17 protein-coding genes and 1 pseudogene are annotated in these 17,685 nt (G+C 39.0%); 17 read left to right on the top strand and 1 reads right to left on the bottom strand.

Annotated features, from left to right (window positions below; all coding sequences use genetic code 11):
- Window positions 1-103 precede the first annotated feature (103 nt).
- The 9 genes from hemW (at window position 104) to deoC (ending at window position 10,277) form a co-directional block, all read left to right on the top strand.
- A complete protein-coding gene (gene hemW, locus J2S08_RS00145; RefSeq protein WP_307225484.1) occupies window positions 104-1,234 on the top strand; it encodes a radical SAM family heme chaperone HemW in 1,131 nt (376 codons plus the stop codon).
- A gap of 161 nt (window positions 1,235-1,395) precedes the next feature.
- Complete coding sequence (gene hrcA, locus J2S08_RS00140; protein ID WP_307225482.1) at window positions 1,396-2,424, top strand: heat-inducible transcriptional repressor HrcA; 1,029 nt, start codon at window positions 1,396-1,398, stop codon at window positions 2,422-2,424.
- 96 nt (window positions 2,425-2,520) lie between these two features.
- Window positions 2,521-3,120 (top strand): nucleotide exchange factor GrpE, encoded by a 600-nt coding sequence (gene grpE, locus J2S08_RS00135; RefSeq protein ID WP_307225480.1) that lies wholly within the window; start codon window positions 2,521-2,523, stop codon window positions 3,118-3,120.
- A 129-nt stretch (window positions 3,121-3,249) separates the two neighbouring features.
- On the top strand, window positions 3,250-5,097 hold the full coding sequence (gene dnaK, locus J2S08_RS00130) for a molecular chaperone DnaK (protein WP_307225478.1): 1,848 nt from the start codon (window positions 3,250-3,252) through the stop codon (window positions 5,095-5,097).
- Window positions 5,098-5,231: 134 nt separating this feature from the next.
- Window positions 5,232-6,353, top strand: coding sequence for a molecular chaperone DnaJ (dnaJ, locus tag J2S08_RS00125; protein ID WP_307225476.1), 1,122 nt, complete (start codon window positions 5,232-5,234; stop codon window positions 6,351-6,353).
- A 22-nt stretch (window positions 6,354-6,375) separates the two neighbouring features.
- Window positions 6,376-7,314, top strand: coding sequence for a 50S ribosomal protein L11 methyltransferase (prmA, locus tag J2S08_RS00120; RefSeq protein WP_307225474.1), 939 nt, complete (start codon window positions 6,376-6,378; stop codon window positions 7,312-7,314).
- Between the two features lie 5 nt (window positions 7,315-7,319).
- Complete coding sequence (locus J2S08_RS00115) at window positions 7,320-8,072, top strand: 16S rRNA (uracil(1498)-N(3))-methyltransferase (protein WP_307225472.1); 753 nt, start codon at window positions 7,320-7,322, stop codon at window positions 8,070-8,072.
- A gap of 5 nt (window positions 8,073-8,077) precedes the next feature.
- Window positions 8,078-9,436, top strand: a complete 1,359-nt coding sequence (gene mtaB, locus J2S08_RS00110; protein WP_307225470.1) for a tRNA (N(6)-L-threonylcarbamoyladenosine(37)-C(2))-methylthiotransferase MtaB — start codon at window positions 8,078-8,080, stop codon at window positions 9,434-9,436.
- Window positions 9,437-9,608: 172 nt separating this feature from the next.
- Window positions 9,609-10,277, top strand: a complete 669-nt coding sequence (gene deoC, locus J2S08_RS00105; protein WP_307225468.1) for a deoxyribose-phosphate aldolase — start codon at window positions 9,609-9,611, stop codon at window positions 10,275-10,277.
- A gap of 33 nt (window positions 10,278-10,310) precedes the next feature.
- On the opposite strand, the gene J2S08_RS00100 is transcribed toward deoC, so the two are convergent.
- Entirely contained in the window at window positions 10,311-11,246 is a 936-nt protein-coding gene (locus J2S08_RS00100; protein ID WP_307225467.1) for a Na/Pi symporter, read from the bottom strand.
- A 179-nt stretch (window positions 11,247-11,425) separates the two neighbouring features.
- Between J2S08_RS00100 and rpsU the strand changes: the two genes are divergently transcribed.
- From rpsU to J2S08_RS00060, 8 genes and pseudogenes are all read left to right on the top strand, one after another.
- Entirely contained in the window at window positions 11,426-11,599 is a 174-nt protein-coding gene (gene rpsU, locus J2S08_RS00095; protein ID WP_307225465.1) for a 30S ribosomal protein S21, read from the top strand.
- 15 nt (window positions 11,600-11,614) lie between these two features.
- Window positions 11,615-11,896: pseudogene (locus J2S08_RS00090) on the top strand (GatB/YqeY domain-containing protein); the annotation flags it as partial.
- 246 nt (window positions 11,897-12,142) lie between these two features.
- Window positions 12,143-13,453 carry an NfeD family protein gene (locus J2S08_RS00085; protein ID WP_370875607.1) on the top strand — a complete coding sequence of 437 codons (1,311 nt, stop codon included), beginning with the start codon at window positions 12,143-12,145 and terminating at the stop codon, window positions 13,451-13,453.
- A 38-nt stretch (window positions 13,454-13,491) separates the two neighbouring features.
- Window positions 13,492-14,499 carry a flotillin-like protein FloA gene (gene floA, locus J2S08_RS00080; RefSeq protein ID WP_307225461.1) on the top strand — a complete coding sequence of 336 codons (1,008 nt, stop codon included), beginning with the start codon at window positions 13,492-13,494 and terminating at the stop codon, window positions 14,497-14,499.
- A gap of 98 nt (window positions 14,500-14,597) precedes the next feature.
- Window positions 14,598-15,023, top strand: coding sequence for a hypothetical protein (locus J2S08_RS00075; RefSeq protein WP_307225460.1), 426 nt, complete (start codon window positions 14,598-14,600; stop codon window positions 15,021-15,023).
- 60 nt (window positions 15,024-15,083) lie between these two features.
- Window positions 15,084-15,383: a sporulation protein YqfC gene (gene yqfC / locus J2S08_RS00070; protein ID WP_307225458.1), complete on the top strand. Its 300-nt coding sequence runs from the start codon at window positions 15,084-15,086 to the stop codon at window positions 15,381-15,383.
- Window positions 15,380-16,573, top strand: coding sequence for a sporulation protein YqfD (yqfD, locus tag J2S08_RS00065; RefSeq protein ID WP_307225456.1), 1,194 nt, complete (start codon window positions 15,380-15,382; stop codon window positions 16,571-16,573). The genes yqfC and yqfD overlap by 4 nt, the downstream gene beginning before the upstream one ends.
- The gene (locus J2S08_RS00060) at window positions 16,570-17,532 is read left to right on the top strand and encodes a PhoH family protein (RefSeq protein WP_307225455.1); all 963 of its coding nucleotides are present in this window, start codon (window positions 16,570-16,572) and stop codon (window positions 17,530-17,532) included. The genes yqfD and J2S08_RS00060 overlap by 4 nt, the downstream gene beginning before the upstream one ends.
- The last annotated feature ends 153 nt before the right edge of the window (window positions 17,533-17,685 follow it).

Below are 17,685 nucleotides of genomic sequence, written 5' to 3'. Positions count from 1 at the left end.
CCTTTTCTCTTCTAAAAGGAAATCAAGCGCTTATTGTGTGAAGCAGAATACAGGAACAAAGAAGAAAAAATGATCCTATTGAAGATAGACAGGTTGTGATTGAATGAGAGCCGCATATATCCACATTCCTTTCTGCCAACATATTTGTCATTATTGTGATTTTAATAAAGTATTTATTGAAAAACAGCCAGTAGATGAATATTTAGTGATGCTGATAAAGGAAATGTCTTTAACATTAGAGCAAGAACCAGCCGCTTCTCTACATACGATTTTTGTTGGCGGTGGTACACCTACAGCTTTAAATGAAAAACAACTAGCAGTTCTTTGTAAAGGAATAAGAGAAACACTGCCTTTTCATACAGGTGAATTTACGTTTGAAGCCAACCCAGGAGATTTATCAAAAGAGAAGCTCCAAATTTTGCATGAATATGGTGTAAATAGACTAAGTTTCGGCGTTCAATCGTTTCATAATGATTTATTGGAAAAAATCGGCCGTTCTCATCGTGCAGAGGACGTATATACATCAATTGAACATGCACAAGCGATCGGCATTAATAACATTAGCATTGATTTAATGTACGCATTGCCTGGGCAAACAGAAGCCCAATTTCATGATACATTAACAAAAGCAATAGCATTACAACTTCCGCATTACTCCATCTACTCTCTTATTGTAGAGCCAAAGACAATTTTTTATAACTTAATGAAAAAAGGCAAGCTTCATTTACCGACGGAGGATAGTGAAGCAAGCATGTACGAACTGGCAATGGATGTCATGCAGGAAGCTGGCTTACACCAATATGAAATTAGCAATTTTTCCAAACAAGGCTTTGAAAGCAAGCATAACCTTGTTTATTGGAACAATGAAGCTTATTATGGATTCGGGGCTGGAGCACATAGCTATATCAATGGCATACGCCGATCTAATTATGGTCCGCTTAAACATTATATGACACCTTTAACAGAGAATAAATTGCCAATCTATGAAGAGCAGCTGCTAACAGTCAAGGAAAAGATGGAAGAAGAAATGTTTTTAGGCTTGCGAAAAACAGCCGGTGTAAGCATAGAACGCTTTGAGGAAAAATTCTCATATAAACTAAAGGATGTATTTACTAAGCCAATACAAGCGATGACTTCGAGAGGCTTGCTCGAAGAAAAAGAAGGAGCGCTCCGCCTAACGACACGAGGGAAATTTTTTGGTAATGAAGTATTTCAAGCCTTTTTGCTTTCGTAACAAGTATTATTAAAAAAGAAGAGCTGCGATTTATTGTTTTTTGGGAGTATAGCACTTGTCTAAAATGGAAATCTAAATGATTGACAATGGTTTTTCATTTTGTTAATTTATTATTAGATTTAGCACTCCTTACAGCAGAGTGCTAACAGAGGTGATTTGTATTGTTAACAGATCGTCAGCTTCTCATCTTACAGATCATTATTGATGAATTTATTGAGAATGCACACCCTGTTGGTTCTGGTACCATTTCTAAAATAGGCAATATCTCTTTTAGCACAGCAACGATTAGGAATGAAATGGCGAATTTGGAGAATATGGGCTATATTGAAAAAACCCATACTTCATCTGGAAGAATACCTTCAGAAAAAGGCTATCGTTACTATGTGGATCATCTAATATCACCACAAAAGCTAGATGCATATGAGAAATCTAAAATTCATTCGATCTTTTCCGAACGGATGTATGAATTAGAAAAGGTTGTGCAAAAATCTGCGAGTATTTTATCAGAGATGACAAACTATACTGCCATTTTACTTGGACCTGCTGTGAAAGATAACAAATTGAAAAAAATTCAACTTGTTCCTTTGAATGAAGAAACAGCGGTTGCGATATTAATAACGGATACTGGGCATGTTGAGAATCAAATGTTTACACTTCACCCAGCTATTTCTTCTCGCGACTTAGAAAAAGTAGTGAACATCTTGAATGACCAACTTGTTGGTGTACCAATTATGGATTTAAAAAGAAAGATGAAAAATGAAGTGTTAGATGTGCTAAGACACCACATTTTACACGATGATTTTGTTTTACAGACGATCATGAGTGCTTTCGAGCTGTCTTCTCATGAAAAAGTATTTTTTGGCGGAAAAACTAATATGCTTAATCAACCTGAATTCCATGATCTGCAAAAGATTCGGTTACTGCTTGATATGATTGAGCAAGAACAGGGTGTATATGAATTATTCCGAGACAGTCCCCATGGTATTCATGTTAAAATAGGAACTGAGAATCAGCATAATGTGATGAATCATTGCAGTTTGATTACGGCTACCTATGAAATAAGCAATGAACCAGTAGGGACTATTGCAATCCTTGGACCGACAAGAATGGAATATTCTCGTGTGATTAGTTTATTAGACTTTTTAAGTGATGATTTGTCTAAAGCGTTGACAAGGCTTTATCACGGATAATTGTCTAGAAATCCAAAAATACTCACTGCTCACTGGAAATCGGCATATTACAGCTGATTTCTAGTCTTTTTTGACGATTTAAGGGAGGTGAATAAAATGGCAAATGAAGAACAGCCATTAGAAGAACAACGAGAAGATCAAGAAAATGAAGCAAATGCAACTGCTGAAGAAACTCCGAATCTTGAAGAAGAGAAAAAAGATGAAGGGGAGGTTCAAGAGGCAGTTGCAGATGAAGAAATAGATCCAAGCGAGAAAATCAAGGAATTAGAGCAAAAATTAGCGGAATATGAAAATAGCTACTTGCGTTTACGAGCTGACTTTGATAACTATCGCAGAAGAGAACAAAAAGAGCGAGAGTCTTACAAAAAATATCGAGCACAGGACCTTATTTCTTCATTGCTGCCAGCTTTAGATAACTTTGAACGTGCTATGCAGGTAGAGCCAGAAAATGAGCAATCGAAAACATTGATTCAGGGAATGGATATGATTTACCGCGAGCTAATCAAGGCTTTAGAAGCAGAAGGTGCAGTCCAAATTGAAGCGGTTGGGAAAGAGTTTGATCCCCATCTCCATCAAGCAGTGATGCAAGTAGAGGATGAAAGCTATGACTCCAATATTGTTGTTGAGGAATTTCAAAAAGGGTACCAATTAAAGGATCGTGTCATTCGTCCTTCGATGGTAAAGGTAAATCAGTAATTATTTACAGATACTTTACTCAAGTAAGAACGACATATTCCTGAGTTATCATCATGGCAAGCATTCATCTACTTTGCAGCCAGCTATAACGATGCAATTACATAAAGCTATAGGAGGTTTTTTAGAATTATGAGCAAAATCATTGGTATAGACTTAGGTACAACCAACTCTTGTGTAGCGGTTTTAGAAGGGGGCGAGTCTAAAATTATCCCTAACCCAGAGGGAAATCGAACAACCCCTTCTGTTGTTGCTTTTAAAAATGGAGAGCGTCAAGTTGGGGAAGTCGCAAAACGTCAAGCAATTACAAACCCTAATACTGTGATGTCTATTAAACGTCATATGGGTACAAATTATAAAGAAAAGATCGAAGACAAAGAGTACTCACCGCAAGAATTATCAGCAATGATTCTTCAATATATGAAATCCTATGCAGAAGATTATCTTGGCGAGCCTGTAAATAAAGCTGTTATTACTGTACCAGCTTATTTTAATGATGCAGAACGTCAAGCGACAAAAGATGCAGGGAAGATTGCAGGTCTTGAAGTTGAACGGATTATTAATGAGCCGACAGCAGCCGCTTTAGCATACGGCCTAGATAAAATGGACGAAGACCAAACAATTCTCGTCTATGACCTTGGCGGTGGTACATTCGACGTCTCTATTTTAGAACTTGGCGATGGTGTTTTTGATGTCCTTGCAACTTCTGGGGACAACAAACTAGGCGGAGATGATTTCGACCAAGTCATTATTGATTATCTTGTCGCTGAATTTAAGAAAGAGAATGGCATTGACCTTTCCAAAGATAAAATGGCTTTACAACGATTGAAGGATGCAGCTGAAAAGGCGAAAAAGGATCTTTCTGGAGTTGCTTCCACACAAATTTCCCTGCCATTTATTACAGCAGGCGAAGCAGGTCCATTGCATATGGAAATCACAATGTCACGGGCGAAATTTGAGGAATTATCTGCAGATCTTGTAGAACGTACGATGGGGCCGACACGTCAAGCGTTGAAAGATGCTAATTTATCGGCTTCAGATATTGATAAAATTATTTTAGTTGGTGGTTCTACGAGAATCCCAGCCGTTCAAGAGGCTATTCGCAAAGAAACAGGAAAAGAGCCGCACAAAGGTGTAAATCCAGATGAGGTTGTTGCGATGGGAGCTGCAATCCAAGGCGGCGTTTTAACAGGAGATGTAAAAGATGTTGTGCTTCTTGACGTAACGCCATTATCACTAGGAATTGAAACGATGGGTGGCGTCGCTACGAAATTAATCGAACGAAACACAACGATCCCAACATCTAAATCACAAGTATTCTCGACTGCCGCTGATAATCAAACAGCCGTTGACATCCATGTATTGCAAGGCGAGCGTCCAATGGCAGCTGATAATAAAACATTAGGGCGTTTCCAATTAACTGATATTCCGCCAGCTCCTAGAGGAATTCCGCAAATTGAAGTTAAATTTGATATTGATAAAAATGGAATCGTTAATGTAAGCGCGAAGGATTTAGGGACAGGGAAAGAACAAAATATTACCATTAAATCCTCTTCCGGCCTTTCTGATGATGAAATCGAACGTATGGTAAAAGAGGCGGAAGAAAATGCTGAAGCAGATGAAAAGCGCAAAGAAGAAGTAGAACTCTTAAACGAAGCAGATCAGCTTGTGTTTACAACAGAGAAAACATTGAAGGATTTAGAAGGAAAAGTCAGCGAAGATGAAGTGAAAAAAGCTGAAGAGGCGAAAGATGCTTTAAAAACTGCTGTAGAGAAAGAGACAAAAGATTTAGAAGAAATCAAGGAAAAGAAAAATGCATTGCAGGAAATCGTGCAAAACTTATCCGTGAAGCTCTATGAAGAAGCAGCAAAACAAGCACAGGCACAGGAGCAAGAAGGCGGCGAAACAGCAGAAAAAGCACAAGATGATAACGTTGTAGATGCAGAATTTGAAGAGGTAGATGACGACAAAAAAGAATAGCTTCATGCATCAAACGGTAAGCAAAAAGTCAAAGTCAGGCGATTCAGGCTTTGACTTTTTGTCTGTGGTCAGTTGATTGTCAAGTAGGTCAATGATAAAATTACCTTTATGTGAAAAGAAGCGGGAGTGGTTACATGAGCAAACGTGATTATTACGAAGTTCTTGGTTTAAGCAAGGGGGCTTCTAAAGATGAAATAAAAAAAGCATATAGGAAGCTATCCAAGAAATATCATCCTGATATTAATAAAGAAGCCAATGCAAGTGAAAAATTTAAAGAAATTTCGGAAGCCTATGAAACGTTAAGTGATGATCAAAAGCGTGCCAACTACGATCAGTTTGGACATAGTGACCCAACTCAAGGCTTTGGCGGCGGCGGTTTTAATGCAAGCGGTTTTGGCGGCTTTGAAGATATATTTAATACATTTTTTGGCGGCGGTGGCAGGCGTCGCGACCCTAATGCACCTCGACAAGGAGCCGATTTGCAATATACAATGGGTCTTTCTTTCGAAGAAGCAGTATTCGGAAAGGAAACAGATATAGAAATCCCTCGTGAAGAAAATTGTGATACATGTAAAGGAACTGGCGCTAAACCTGGCTCTAAAATCGAAACATGTTCACATTGCCACGGTAGTGGACAGCTTAATATTGAGCAAAATACTCCTTTTGGCAAGATTGTGAATAGGCGAGTTTGTCATCATTGCAACGGTACTGGGAAATTTATTAAGGAGAAATGCCGCACATGTGCTGGAGCAGGTAAAGTGAAAAAACGTCGGAAAATTCATGTGAAAATTCCAGCAGGAATTGATGACGGTCAACAAATGCGGGTGAGCGGTCAAGGAGAACCTGGAATCAATGGCGGCCCACCAGGAGATTTGTTCGTTGTTTTCCATGTGCGTGAACATGAATTTTTTGAACGAGATGGCGATGATATTTATTTTGAGATGCCGATCACCTTTGTTCAGGCTGCTTTGGGCGATGAAATCGAAGTGCCCACATTACATGGAAAAGTAAAGTTGAAAATCCCGGCTGGTACACAAACAAACACAAAATTCCGTTTAAAAGGAAAAGGTGTACCGAATGTGAGAGGATACGGTGTCGGTGATCAACACTTGCATGTAAAAATTATTACCCCAACGAAATTAACCGAAAAACAGAAGCAGCTGCTGCGTGAATTTGCTGAAATAAGTGGACAAACGCCTGATGAACAGCATCAAAGCTTTTTTGACAAAATTAAGCGAAAAGTCAAAGGAGATTAATCAGAAACGGAGTTGGCAGACTGTGAAATGGTCTGAAATTAGTATTCAAACAACAAATGAAGCAATTGAACCGATATCGAATATTCTTCATGAAGCTGGAGCAAGTGGCGTTGTTATTGAAGACCCTAGTGATCTTCAAGCAGACTGGGACAATGTATATGGTGAACTCTATGAGCTGAACACAAATGACTATCCTGATGAAGGAGTTATCATCAAAGGTTATTTGCCAGTTAATAGCTTTTTAAAAGAAACATTTGAAGCTGTGAAGGAATCGATTTTGAATCTTCCACTCTATGGAATTGATATTGGCAAGTCCCATCTATCTGTGAATGAGATTGATGAGGAGGAGTGGGCGACATCTTGGAAAAAATACTATCATCCTGTAAAAGTTTCAGAGAAATGCACAATTGTACCAACATGGGAAATATATGAGCCTGTCTCGAGCGATGAAATCATTATAGAATTAGATCCTGGCATGGCATTTGGAACAGGAACGCATCCAACAACAGTCCTTTGTATTCAAGCGCTGGAAAGATTTGTTGCAAAACAAGACCAGGTTATTGATGTCGGTACGGGGTCAGGAGTGTTGAGCATCGCTGCTGCTAAGCTTGGTGCTGAGAAAGTGTATGCCTTGGACTTAGATGAAGTAGCCGTTCGGGTTGCAAAAGAAAATGTACGGCACAATCAGTGCCACCATATTGTCGAGGTTACACAAAATAATCTATTAGAGGGCAGCTTTCCAAAAGCAGATGTGATTGTCGCTAATATTTTAGCAGACGTGATTATTGGTTTTACCAATGAAGCGGCAAAATATGTAAAGAAAGATGGTTATTTTATCGCTTCAGGAATTATCTTGCAAAAGAAGGAAGCAGTACAGGAAGCAATGATTGCTTCTGGATTTTTTATTGAAGAAGTAAACGTGATGGAAGATTGGGCAGCAATTATTGCAAAGCGTGGGTGAAACGGATGCAGCGTTATTTTTTATCAGATCCATATAATGGAAAAGGTTATGTCGTTCTTCAGGATGATGTGTATCATCACATTGCTCGCGTGATGAGGATGCAGATTGGTGATCAATTTTTTGTAGGATTTCAAGATGAAAAAACGGTGCTCGTCCAGATTGAAAAAATGACAAGCAGCGAAGTATACGCAAGCATCGTAAAGTGGGAAGAAGACAAGCGTGAACTGCCAATTAATGTAACAATTGCGAGCGGGTTGCCGAAAGGGGACAAATTAGAACTCATTGTCCAAAAAGGAACAGAATTAGGGGCTTTTCAATTTGTCCCTTTTATTGCGGCTCGCTCCATTGTAAAATGGGAGAGAAAAAAACAGCAGAAAAAACGTGAACGTTTAGAAAAAATTGCAAAAGAGGCTGCTGAACAAGCTCATCGTCAGCGTGTACCGACATTAGTCGATCTGCTTTCGTTTGATGAACTGCTAGCATTTAGTGATAACTTTCATTATAAGATGGCCGCTTATGAAGAAACAGCACGCCGAGGAGAGACGAAGCAGTTTTCTTCACTATTAAAAAAAATGAAAACAGAAGAGCAATTGCTGCTTGTTTTCGGACCTGAAGGCGGATTTTCAGAGCATGAAATAGATGCCCTTCAGAAACATGGCTTTGTTATTGGCGGCTTAGGACCAAGGATTTTACGAACGGAAACAGCGCCATTGTTTGCTTTATCGGCAATCGCTTATCATTTTGAATTAATGGGGTGATTTCAATGTCATCAGTGGCATTTCATACATTAGGTTGTAAAGTAAATCATTATGAAACCGAAGCTATCTGGCAATTATTTAAGCAACAAGGCTACGAACGTGTAGATTTTGAAGCGATTGCTGATGTATATGTTATTAACACTTGTACAGTTACAAATACTGGAGATAAAAAAAGTCGACAAGTGATTCGCAGAGCGATCCGCAGCAATCCTGATGCTGTTATTTGTGTAACAGGCTGCTATGCACAAACATCGCCAGCTGAAATTATGGCGATTCCTGGAGTTGATATTGTTGTAGGAACTCAAGATCGCTCGAAAATGCTTGATTATATTAACCACTATCAAAAAGAACGGCAGCCGATTAATGCGGTCGGAAATATTATGAAGAGCCGTGTTTATGAAGAATTAGATGTGCCTGCATTTACTGATCGTACGCGTGCCTCCTTAAAAATTCAGGAAGGCTGCAATAATTTTTGTACATTTTGTATTATTCCATGGGCACGGGGGCTGATGCGTTCTCGTGATCCACAAGAGGTAATAAAACAAGCCCAGCAGCTTGTAGATGCTGGCTATAAAGAAATTGTCTTAACAGGGATTCATACAGGCGGATATGGCGAGGATATGAAGGATTACAACCTTGCTGCACTGCTGCGCGATTTAGAAGCGCATGTCAAAGGTTTAAAAAGAATTCGTATTTCTTCTATTGAGGCGAGCCAAATAACAGATGAAGTAATCGAAGTCATTTCTCAGTCTCAATTAGTTGTGCGCCACCTGCATATTCCACTGCAATCTGGTTCAGATACAGTGTTAAAAAGAATGCGGCGCAAATACCGTATGGAATTTTTTGCGGAAAGACTTGAACGCTTAAAAGAAGCACTGCCTGGGTTGGCAGTGACATCGGATATCATTGTTGGTTTTCCGGGTGAAACAGAAGCAGAATTTAAGGAAACGTATGACTTTGTGAAAGCTCATCAATTTTCAGAGCTTCATGTATTTCCTTATTCAAAACGAACTGGAACACCTGCTGCCAGAATGAAAGATCAGATTGATGAAGAGGTGAAAAATGAACGAGTACACCGCTTAATCGAACTATCTGATCAATTGGCCAAACAATATGCATCACGTTTCGAAAACGATGTGTTGGAAGTAATCCCTGAAGAGCCTTTCAAAGATGATCCGAAAAGTGGTCTATATGTAGGCTATTCAGATAATTATCTAAAAATTGTTTTCCCAGCAACAGAAGAGATGGTAGGAAAGCTAGTGAAGGTGAAGATTTTAAAGGCTGGCTATCCTTACAATGAGGGGCAATTTGTGCGTGTCCTTGATGATACTGGAGAGAATGAACAAACAAGAACTGCAATTTAACGTGATTTCCGAAAAGAATTCTCTCACTTCAATCAGACCGCAAGGTCAATAAGTGGTGAGTAGTTCACTTAAGTGATGAGATGCCCCTTGCTGTACTTTACTGTTAAAGATCAAAGCAAGGGCTTTTAGCACATCAAAAGCTGGAGAAAACGAAATGAGAGGAGCCACATTCATGACAAATATGGCTAAAATGATCGATCATACACTTTTAAAGCCAGATGCTGCTAAAGAGGACATTCAAGCCATTTGCTTAGAAGCAAAACAATATGGTTTTGCTTCCGTTTGCATTCACCCTTTTTGGGTTGCAACTGCCAGCAAATGGCTGGAACAAACAGAAGTAAAGGTCTGTACAGTAATCGGCTTCCCACTTGGTGCTAATACGACAGAGACAAAAGTGTTTGAGACAAAAAAAGCGATCGAAGATGGTGCGCATGAAATTGACATGGTCATCAATATCGGTGCTTTAAAAAGTAAAGACAATGCGATGGTGAAAGAAGATATCGCAGCGGTTGTTAAAGAAGCGAAAGGGAAGGCGCTCGTTAAAGTAATTATTGAAACAGCGTTGTTGACAGAAGCTGAGAAAATTCTTGCATGTGAACTTGCAAAGGAAGCTGGTGCCGATTTTGTGAAAACCTCAACAGGCTTTTCAGGCGGCGGAGCAACAGCTGAAGACGTAGCCTTAATGAGAGAAACAGTAGGCCCAGAAATGGGTGTAAAAGCTTCAGGAGGAATACGCAATCTCCAAAACGCTAAAGACATGCTGGAAGCTGGTGCAACAAGACTTGGTGCAAGTGCAGGTGTTGCAATTTTGCAAGGATTAAATGGAAACAGCGACTATTAATATGGCCTTGATCAACTTATTCTAAGCCGTTGATCAAGGTATGCTTGTTTTTTTTCCATGCAGCCAAATAATAAAATGGCCAAATTTTACCGCGAAAGGCAAGACTAGAAGGGAAGAAGCAATATTAAAAAGGACGCTTGCATGAGCAAGCTGAACGTTAGGATATTGACTGAGCATGCTGCTGATTTCAGCAAGCTGAGAGATAAAAGGAAGGCAAAGAATAGCCCCGCCTATATTCAGCCAGACATGGGCATACGCAGTAAGCCGTGCTTCTTCTCCTGCTCCAACGCTTGCCAAGAAGGCAGTAGCGCACGTCCCGATATTACTGCCAAGCATCATCGCGATGCCTATTTCAAGTGGGAAAATTCCGGCACTGAGAAAGCTCATCGCCATTCCAGTGACGGCTGTACTAGATTGAATGATGGCGGTTAGCACGATGCCAAAAATAAAAGCGTAGAGCAGCTGACGATCTAGCAAAAGCAATATAGACTTGCCTACTGAACTATTTGTTAGCGGTATTGCTAATCTTTCAAATCCTTCCATAGCAGCAAAAATACAGGCAAAACCGATAAAAATAAAACCGACGCTTTTTATTTTCGCTTTTTTAAAAAAGAGGCACATGCTTCCAGTAATGAAAAATGGAAGGATAATATTGGTAAAGTGGAAGGATATAAATTCCAATGTGATCGTTGTCCCGATATTTGTTCCTAAAACAATTCCAATTGTTTGTGGGAACATTAACAGTCTGGCCGAAACAAAACCGACAGTAATGATCATAACAGCAGAACTGCTTTGCAGCATTCCTGTCATTAGTATTCCTGCAAGCATTCCTTTAAATGGAGTATGAGTTACTTTTTTGATCCAGCCTTCAAGCTTTTTGCCAGAAAGGTTAAAAAGTCCGATACGCATCCAAGTCATTCCTAATAAGAAACAAAGAACAAAAAAAATAAAAACAAGCAATAATAACATGTCAACCACCTCATACTATACATATGGTGGTACATAAAGAGACATGCTTCTAATGAAGATTACTTATTTTAAAAGGAAAGATTGTTGACCTAATAAAAAGGTTATATTATAATTGCAAAGTACATGGATTTCCATGCATGAACATGTAAATGCAAGTGTTCGGAGGGAGGGAAAGAGAGATGTCAAAAACAGTTGTTCGTAAAAACGAATCGCTTGAAGATGCTCTTCGCCGCTTCAAACGTACAGTTTCTAAAACAGGAACTTTACAGGAATTTAGAAAGCGCGAATATTATGAAAAGCCAAGCGTAAAACGTAAGAAAAAATCTGAAGCAGCAAGAAAGCGCAAGTTCTGATTAGAGGGTGGAACAATGAGTCTTCTTGAGCGTTTAAATGAAGATATGAAACAAGCGATGAAAATGAAAGAAAAAGAAAAGCTCTCTGTTATTCGGATGCTAAAAGTCGCTTTACAAAACGAGGCTATTAAACAAGGGAAAGAAAAATTGGCAGAAGATGAAGAGTTGACAGTCCTTTCTCGCGAAGTAAAGCAACGCAAAGACTCCCTCCATGAATTAGAAAACGCAGGCCGGGAAGATCTCGTCCAAAAAGTTCAAAATGAAATAACTTATGTGAACCTATATATGCCAAAACAACACACGTAGAGATATTGAATATCTTAGGCGTGGTGCTGACCCATTGCAACATAAGGCAACTAAGCTAGAAAGCGAACGTAAGTCGTTTTCTAGCTTTTTTTCATGTACAAAGGAAAAAAAGATGTATATAAGGAGAAAAAGAGATACAATAAAGATATGTACAATGAAACCTTTTTCGCTTTTTTTACGTAGATACATGTAATAAATTCATTCATCTCATTCTCAAGCATGTCCTTCGCTCCAATAATGAATTATTTTAGGAAAGGAGGAAATAATTTGCGAAAAGCTATTATTATTTTTTGTTTTCTAGCTGCAGGTTTTTTGTCTTTTTTTCCAGCTTTGGCAGATGGGAAAGAGGATGTCGTTTTCGTTGTACCAATCGAACAAAATGTCGAGAAAGGACTGCATGCTTTTCTAAAAAGAGCCATTCACCTTGCTGAAGAAGAGCAGGCAAAGGCAATCATTTTCGACATTAATACGCCTGGAGGTGCAGTCACAGCTGCAAGCGATATTGGTGACTTATTTCAATCCACAAGCTTAAGGAAAGTAGCTTTCGTCAATTCTAATGCCCTCTCAGCAGGTGCGTTTATTTCTCTTGCTGCTGATGAGATTTATATGGTGCCGCATGCGACGATTGGGGCAGCAGCGATTATTGACAACGAGGGCAACACTGCAGGGGAAAAAGCAGAAAGCTATTGGCGTGAGAAAATGGTAGCAGTTGCTGATCTGCATCAACGCGACCTTGAAATTGCGGTTGCAATGACGAATAAAACAAAGCCGTTGACCTTAACAGCTGACAAAGCTTATCAAGTAGGTTATTCTGAAGGTACTGTAAAAAACTTAGATGATCTTTTGATCAAGCTTAAATTAGAGAATGCAACAGTAAAGTCAGTTGATGAAACATTTGCTGAAAAGCTTGCCCGTTTTATTACGGATCCAATCGTTGTTCCAATTTTGCTATCGATTGCAAGCTTGGGTCTTGTGTTGGAACTCTATTCACCCGGCTTTGGGCTGCCTGGTACAATGGGAATTTCTGCATTGCTTTTGTTTTTTTACGGACATCTTGTAGCAGGCTTGGCTGGCTATGAATCGCTTATTTTATTTTTGATTGGGATAGGCTTGATTATCCTTGAATTCTTTATAGTAGGCGGCATTGCTGGTATTATCGGTACCATTGCAGTAATAACAAGCGTTTTTTTGGCAGGCGAAAATGTCTTAAATATGGCAATTTCTGTTCTCATTGCATTATTTTTAACAGCAATCGTTTTAATTATTATGGTAAAGGTGTTTGGAAAACGTATGAAATTTTTCAAAAAAATAATCTTAACTGAATCCACCAATGCAGAAAGCGGCTATGTCTCGAATGTGAATCGTATAGAATTGATTGGACGTACTGGTTTAACGATTACACCATTGAGACCAGCTGGGACGATCACGATTGACGACGAAAGAATTGATGTTGTAAGCGAGGGTGGTTTTCTCGACAAAGGCATCTCTGTCAAAGTGATAAAAGTAGAAGGTTCTAGAATCGTTGTTCGGAAAGTGGACAATACTTGAACTTAAGTTCATGTTAAAGAAGGAGGAAGTTTTTTATAATGGATTTAACACCAGAAGTTATCTTTTATTTAATTATCATCATTGCGGCCATTATTTTAATTGCAGTGTTGCTGACGTTTGTACCAGTAATGCTGTGGATTTCTGCACTTGCAGCCGGTGTCAAAATCAGTATTTTCACGTTAATTGGAATGAGGCTGCGCCGAGTTATCCCAGGGAGAATTATCAATCCACTTATTAAAGCGTCTAAAGCTGGCATTAATGTCACGATAAACCAGCTAGAGAGCCACTATTTAGCAGGTGGGAATGTAGACCGTGTTGTGAATGCTTTGATCGCTGCCCAACGTGCAAATATTGAATTGACATTTGAACGATGTGCAGCCATTGACCTGGCAGGTCGTGATGTATTAGAAGCAGTTCAAATGAGTGTTAACCCAAAAGTAATCGAAACGCCATTTATCGCAGGTGTTGCCATGGATGGAATTGAAGTAAAGGCTAAGGCGAGAATTACGGTAAGAGCAAATATTGAACGGCTTGTTGGGGGCGCTGGGGAAGATACAGTGATTGCCCGTGTCGGTGAAGGAATTGTTAGTACAATCGGTTCATCTGACGACCATAAAAAAGTATTGGAAAACCCTGATATGATTTCGAAAACAGTGTTAACAAAAGGATTAGATGCCGGAACTGCTTTTGAAATTTTGTCTATCGACATTGCAGATGTAGATATTGGCATTAATATCGGAGCGCAACTGCAAACGGAACAAGCAGAAGCTGATAAAAAGATTGCGCAAGCAAAAGCAGAAGAGCGCCGTGCAATGGCGGTTGCATCTGAGCAGGAGATGAAGGCACGCGTAATTGAAATGAAAGCGAAAGTAGTTGAAGCAGAGGCAGAAGTGCCGCTTGCCATGTCAGATGCGTTAAAAAACGGCAACATCGGAATAATGGACTATATGAATTACAGAAATATTAATGCTGATACTGATATGCGTGATGCAATTGGGAAAATGACAGCTAACGATCAGCATAAAGATCACTCCGAAGAAAGCTGACACACCAGTAAGCAGTATAATAGATTTCTGATAGAAAGCTTTCATCATTGAAGCGATAACTCGATCTTAGAAGTTAAAAATGAAAGGAGGCTGCTCCTTTGGAGTCTTTTCTGTTGCTCATTATTGTTGCCGTAATTAGTGCTATTTTTAATCGTGTAACAAATGCCAATAAGAACGAAATAGAAACGAAAAATCCAGAATCAATAGAAATAGATATCCCTCATACTGAACCTATCGAGAGACGGATTAAACAGGTTGTGCAAAAAGTGCCTGAGAAGAATGAATATAATAATATTCAAAAAAATATTTTGGAAAAGAAACAGGCAACGGAAAAACAGTATATGGAATTAAAGCAAAAAGAAGCAAGGCGTTCGAGACAAACGTCATTAAAGAAACAGGTAGAAGAGACACAACCGAAAAGGCAAGCCTCTTTCCTGCTTGATTCCAATGATTTAGTAAAAGGAATTGTAATGGCAGAAGTCCTTGGCCCGCCAAGAGCAAAAAAACACTATCGACGAATATGAAGTATTTAGTGCTGAACCTCCTTTTTCCTTCATACAAATGTAGGAGAGGGGGGTCTTTTTATGCCAAAAAAAGTTTACAAAAAGTTTTTGCACTGGGTCACAAACCAAATGGACCTTCCAGGGGATGCGATGTTAGACCTTCCACGCATTACAATGATTGGTCAAATCCATATTTACATCGAGAATCACCGAGGGCTGCTAGCATTTAGTGAACATGAAGTTCGATTACTGCTTGAACATGGCCAATTATTGGTGAAAGGAAATGGATTTGTCATTAAGACGATTTTACCGGAAGAGATACTGCTAGAAGGCCGAATCGTGGAGGTTATATATTTGGATGAAGAGGGGATTAAAAAGTGAAAAACCAGTGGATGGCTTTTGCAAGGGGCATGGTTTTGGTAAAATTAACTGGAAAAGGAATGGAGCGTTTTATCAACAGCCTAAATCGAGCACATTTATCTATTTGGCATGTTAGAAGAGTAGGAACAGATGCGATTGTTTTTTTTATCCGCTTGCAGGATCTTTCACAATTAAGAAAATTAGCAAGGAAATCTGAATGCAGCATTAAATTAATGTACGGAAAAGGATTGCCCTTTCTATGGAAAAGAATTTGGAAAAACAATGGTTTTCTTTTCGGGTTCACATTATTTATTGCCCTTCTTTTCTTTCTTTCCAATATTATTTGGAATATACAAATAAAAGGTGCCAGCCCGGAAATTGAGCATAAAATTCAGAACGAATTGAAAGATTTAGGTGTTTATAGAGGCAAACTGTTATTCTTTGTGCAAAATGTGGAAAAAATTCAACATGAGTTAACAAATCGCATCCCTGATTTAACTTGGGTTGGTGTACAAATAAAAGGGACAACCTTTGATTTTCAAGTAGTAGAGAAAAATACTCCAAAACCAAGGGAAAGTCAACCAGCTCAACATCTCATTGCTAACAAAAAAGCAGTGATTGTTGATATGTTTGTTGAAGAAGGGAAGCCTGTTGTACAAGTTCACGATTATGTGAAAAAAGGGCAGCTCCTCGTCTCTGGTTTTATTGGTTTGGAAGACAAGCCTAAAATAGTCTCTTCACGTGGTAAAGTATGGGGACAAACATGGTACAAAACGACAACAGAAGTTGCATTACAAACTGATTTTGAAGTACTGAGTGGAAGTGAAAAAGAGCGCCGGTATTTAAGAATTGGCAATTTGAATCTTTTATTCTGGGGATTTGGCAAGCATTCTTTTCGTGAATATCATCAAGAAGATGATGAAAAGTCGTTTCAATTTCTCGGCTTTACCTTGCCTGTTAAATACGTAAAGAGAACGATTCGTGAAAAAGAAACAGTCACGCGAGAATGGACTGAAAAAGAAGGGGTAAAAAGAGCACAGGAGCTTGCTTTGAAAGATTTACGCGCTTTTTTGCCAAAGGATGCAAAAGTAATAAAGGAAAATATTTTACATGAACAGGTTAAGAATGGTAAAGTGAAACTAACTATATATTTTCAAGTGATTGAAAACATTGCTGTAGAGCAACCAATCATCAAGGAGACTGAGGAATGACAGAAGAATTAAAAACAATACAAATGCAACTTGAAAACCCGAACGAAGCCTTCGCTTTATTTGGCAATGCAGATACGCATTTAAAAGCAATAGAAAATGAGTTCCAAGTGACGTTTGTTACTAGAGGCGAAACGATTGCTGTCACTGGTACTGAAACAAATGCCGCTCTCGCTGAAGAAACATTAGACAATCTTTTAAAAGTAATTCAAAATGGAGTTAGCATTGGACTTCAAGATGTGATGTATGCTATTCAAATGGCGAAAAAAGGAACTATTGCCTATTTTACAGACTTGTATACAGAAGAAATTGCTCGAAATGTAAAGGGAAAACCAATTCGTCCGAAAACGCTTGGCCAACGAAAATATATACATGCGATCCGCAAAAATGATTTGGTTTTTGGAATTGGTCCTGCAGGTACAGGAAAAACATATTTAGCAGTTGTGATGGCAGTATCAGCTTTAAAAAGCGGACAAGTAGATAAGATTATTTTAACGAGACCCGCAGTAGAAGCTGGTGAAAGCCTTGGCTTCTTGCCTGGTGATCTAAAAGAAAAAGTAGACCCTTATTTACGTCCTTTATATGATGCATTACACGATATATATGGCGCTGAACATACACAGCGGCTCATTGAGAGGGGAACGATTGAAATTGCTCCCTTGGCATATATGAGAGGACGAACATTGGATGATGCATTTGTGATTTTAGATGAAGCTCAAAATACGACACAGGCGCAAATGAAAATGTTTTTAACTCGCTTGGGATTTGGTTCTAAAATGGTCGTAACCGGAGACAAAACACAAATTGATTTGCCAATGAAAGCACCATCGGGATTAGTGGAAGCCGAAAAGATGTTGAGAAACGTGTCAGACCTCTCTTTTGTTTATTTAGAGCAAAGTGATGTTGTACGACATCCATTAGTGGCAAAAATTATTGAAGCTTATGAGCGTCATACTCATTAACCCGAACCGTTTTTATTCGTTCGGGTTCTTTTTTTCCACATCTATGTAAGATTCTCACTTAAGTGTTAGAGGAACATGTAGGATCAGTGAAAGGCAAAGTCCGATTCGTTCGGGGTCGACTGAAGAAGGAAAACCTGAATCAGATCGCACGAA

The organism is Bacillus chungangensis (assembly GCF_030812995.1).
GTDB classification, from domain to species: domain Bacteria; phylum Bacillota; class Bacilli; order Bacillales; family Bacillaceae_C; genus Bacillus_CF; species Bacillus_CF chungangensis.
Note: the sequence above shows the minus strand (reverse complement) of the source record. Positions and strands in the feature narration are given on the sequence as shown.

Excerpts from the sequence above, each read along its gene's own strand:
- floA (WP_307225461.1), top strand. The coding sequence starts at position 13,492 with ATGGATTTAACACCAGAAGTTATCTTTTATTTAATTATCATCATTGCG.
- J2S08_RS00060 (WP_307225455.1), top strand. The coding sequence starts at position 16,570 with ATGACAGAAGAATTAAAAACAATACAAATGCAACTTGAAAACCCGAAC.
- mtaB (WP_307225470.1), top strand. The coding sequence starts at position 8,078 with ATGTCATCAGTGGCATTTCATACATTAGGTTGTAAAGTAAATCATTAT.
- J2S08_RS00100 (WP_307225467.1), bottom strand. The coding sequence starts at position 11,246 with ATGTTATTATTGCTTGTTTTTATTTTTTTTGTTCTTTGTTTCTTATTA.
- J2S08_RS00115 (WP_307225472.1), top strand. The coding sequence starts at position 7,320 with ATGCAGCGTTATTTTTTATCAGATCCATATAATGGAAAAGGTTATGTC.
- dnaJ (WP_307225476.1), top strand. The coding sequence starts at position 5,232 with ATGAGCAAACGTGATTATTACGAAGTTCTTGGTTTAAGCAAGGGGGCT.
- deoC (WP_307225468.1), top strand. The coding sequence starts at position 9,609 with ATGACAAATATGGCTAAAATGATCGATCATACACTTTTAAAGCCAGAT.
- grpE (WP_307225480.1), top strand. The coding sequence starts at position 2,521 with ATGGCAAATGAAGAACAGCCATTAGAAGAACAACGAGAAGATCAAGAA.
- yqfC (WP_307225458.1), top strand. The coding sequence starts at position 15,084 with ATGCCAAAAAAAGTTTACAAAAAGTTTTTGCACTGGGTCACAAACCAA.
- hemW (WP_307225484.1), top strand. The coding sequence starts at position 104 with ATGAGAGCCGCATATATCCACATTCCTTTCTGCCAACATATTTGTCAT.
- dnaK (WP_307225478.1), top strand. The coding sequence starts at position 3,250 with ATGAGCAAAATCATTGGTATAGACTTAGGTACAACCAACTCTTGTGTA.
- rpsU (WP_307225465.1), top strand. The coding sequence starts at position 11,426 with ATGTCAAAAACAGTTGTTCGTAAAAACGAATCGCTTGAAGATGCTCTT.
- J2S08_RS00085 (WP_370875607.1), top strand. The coding sequence starts at position 12,143 with ATGAATTATTTTAGGAAAGGAGGAAATAATTTGCGAAAAGCTATTATT.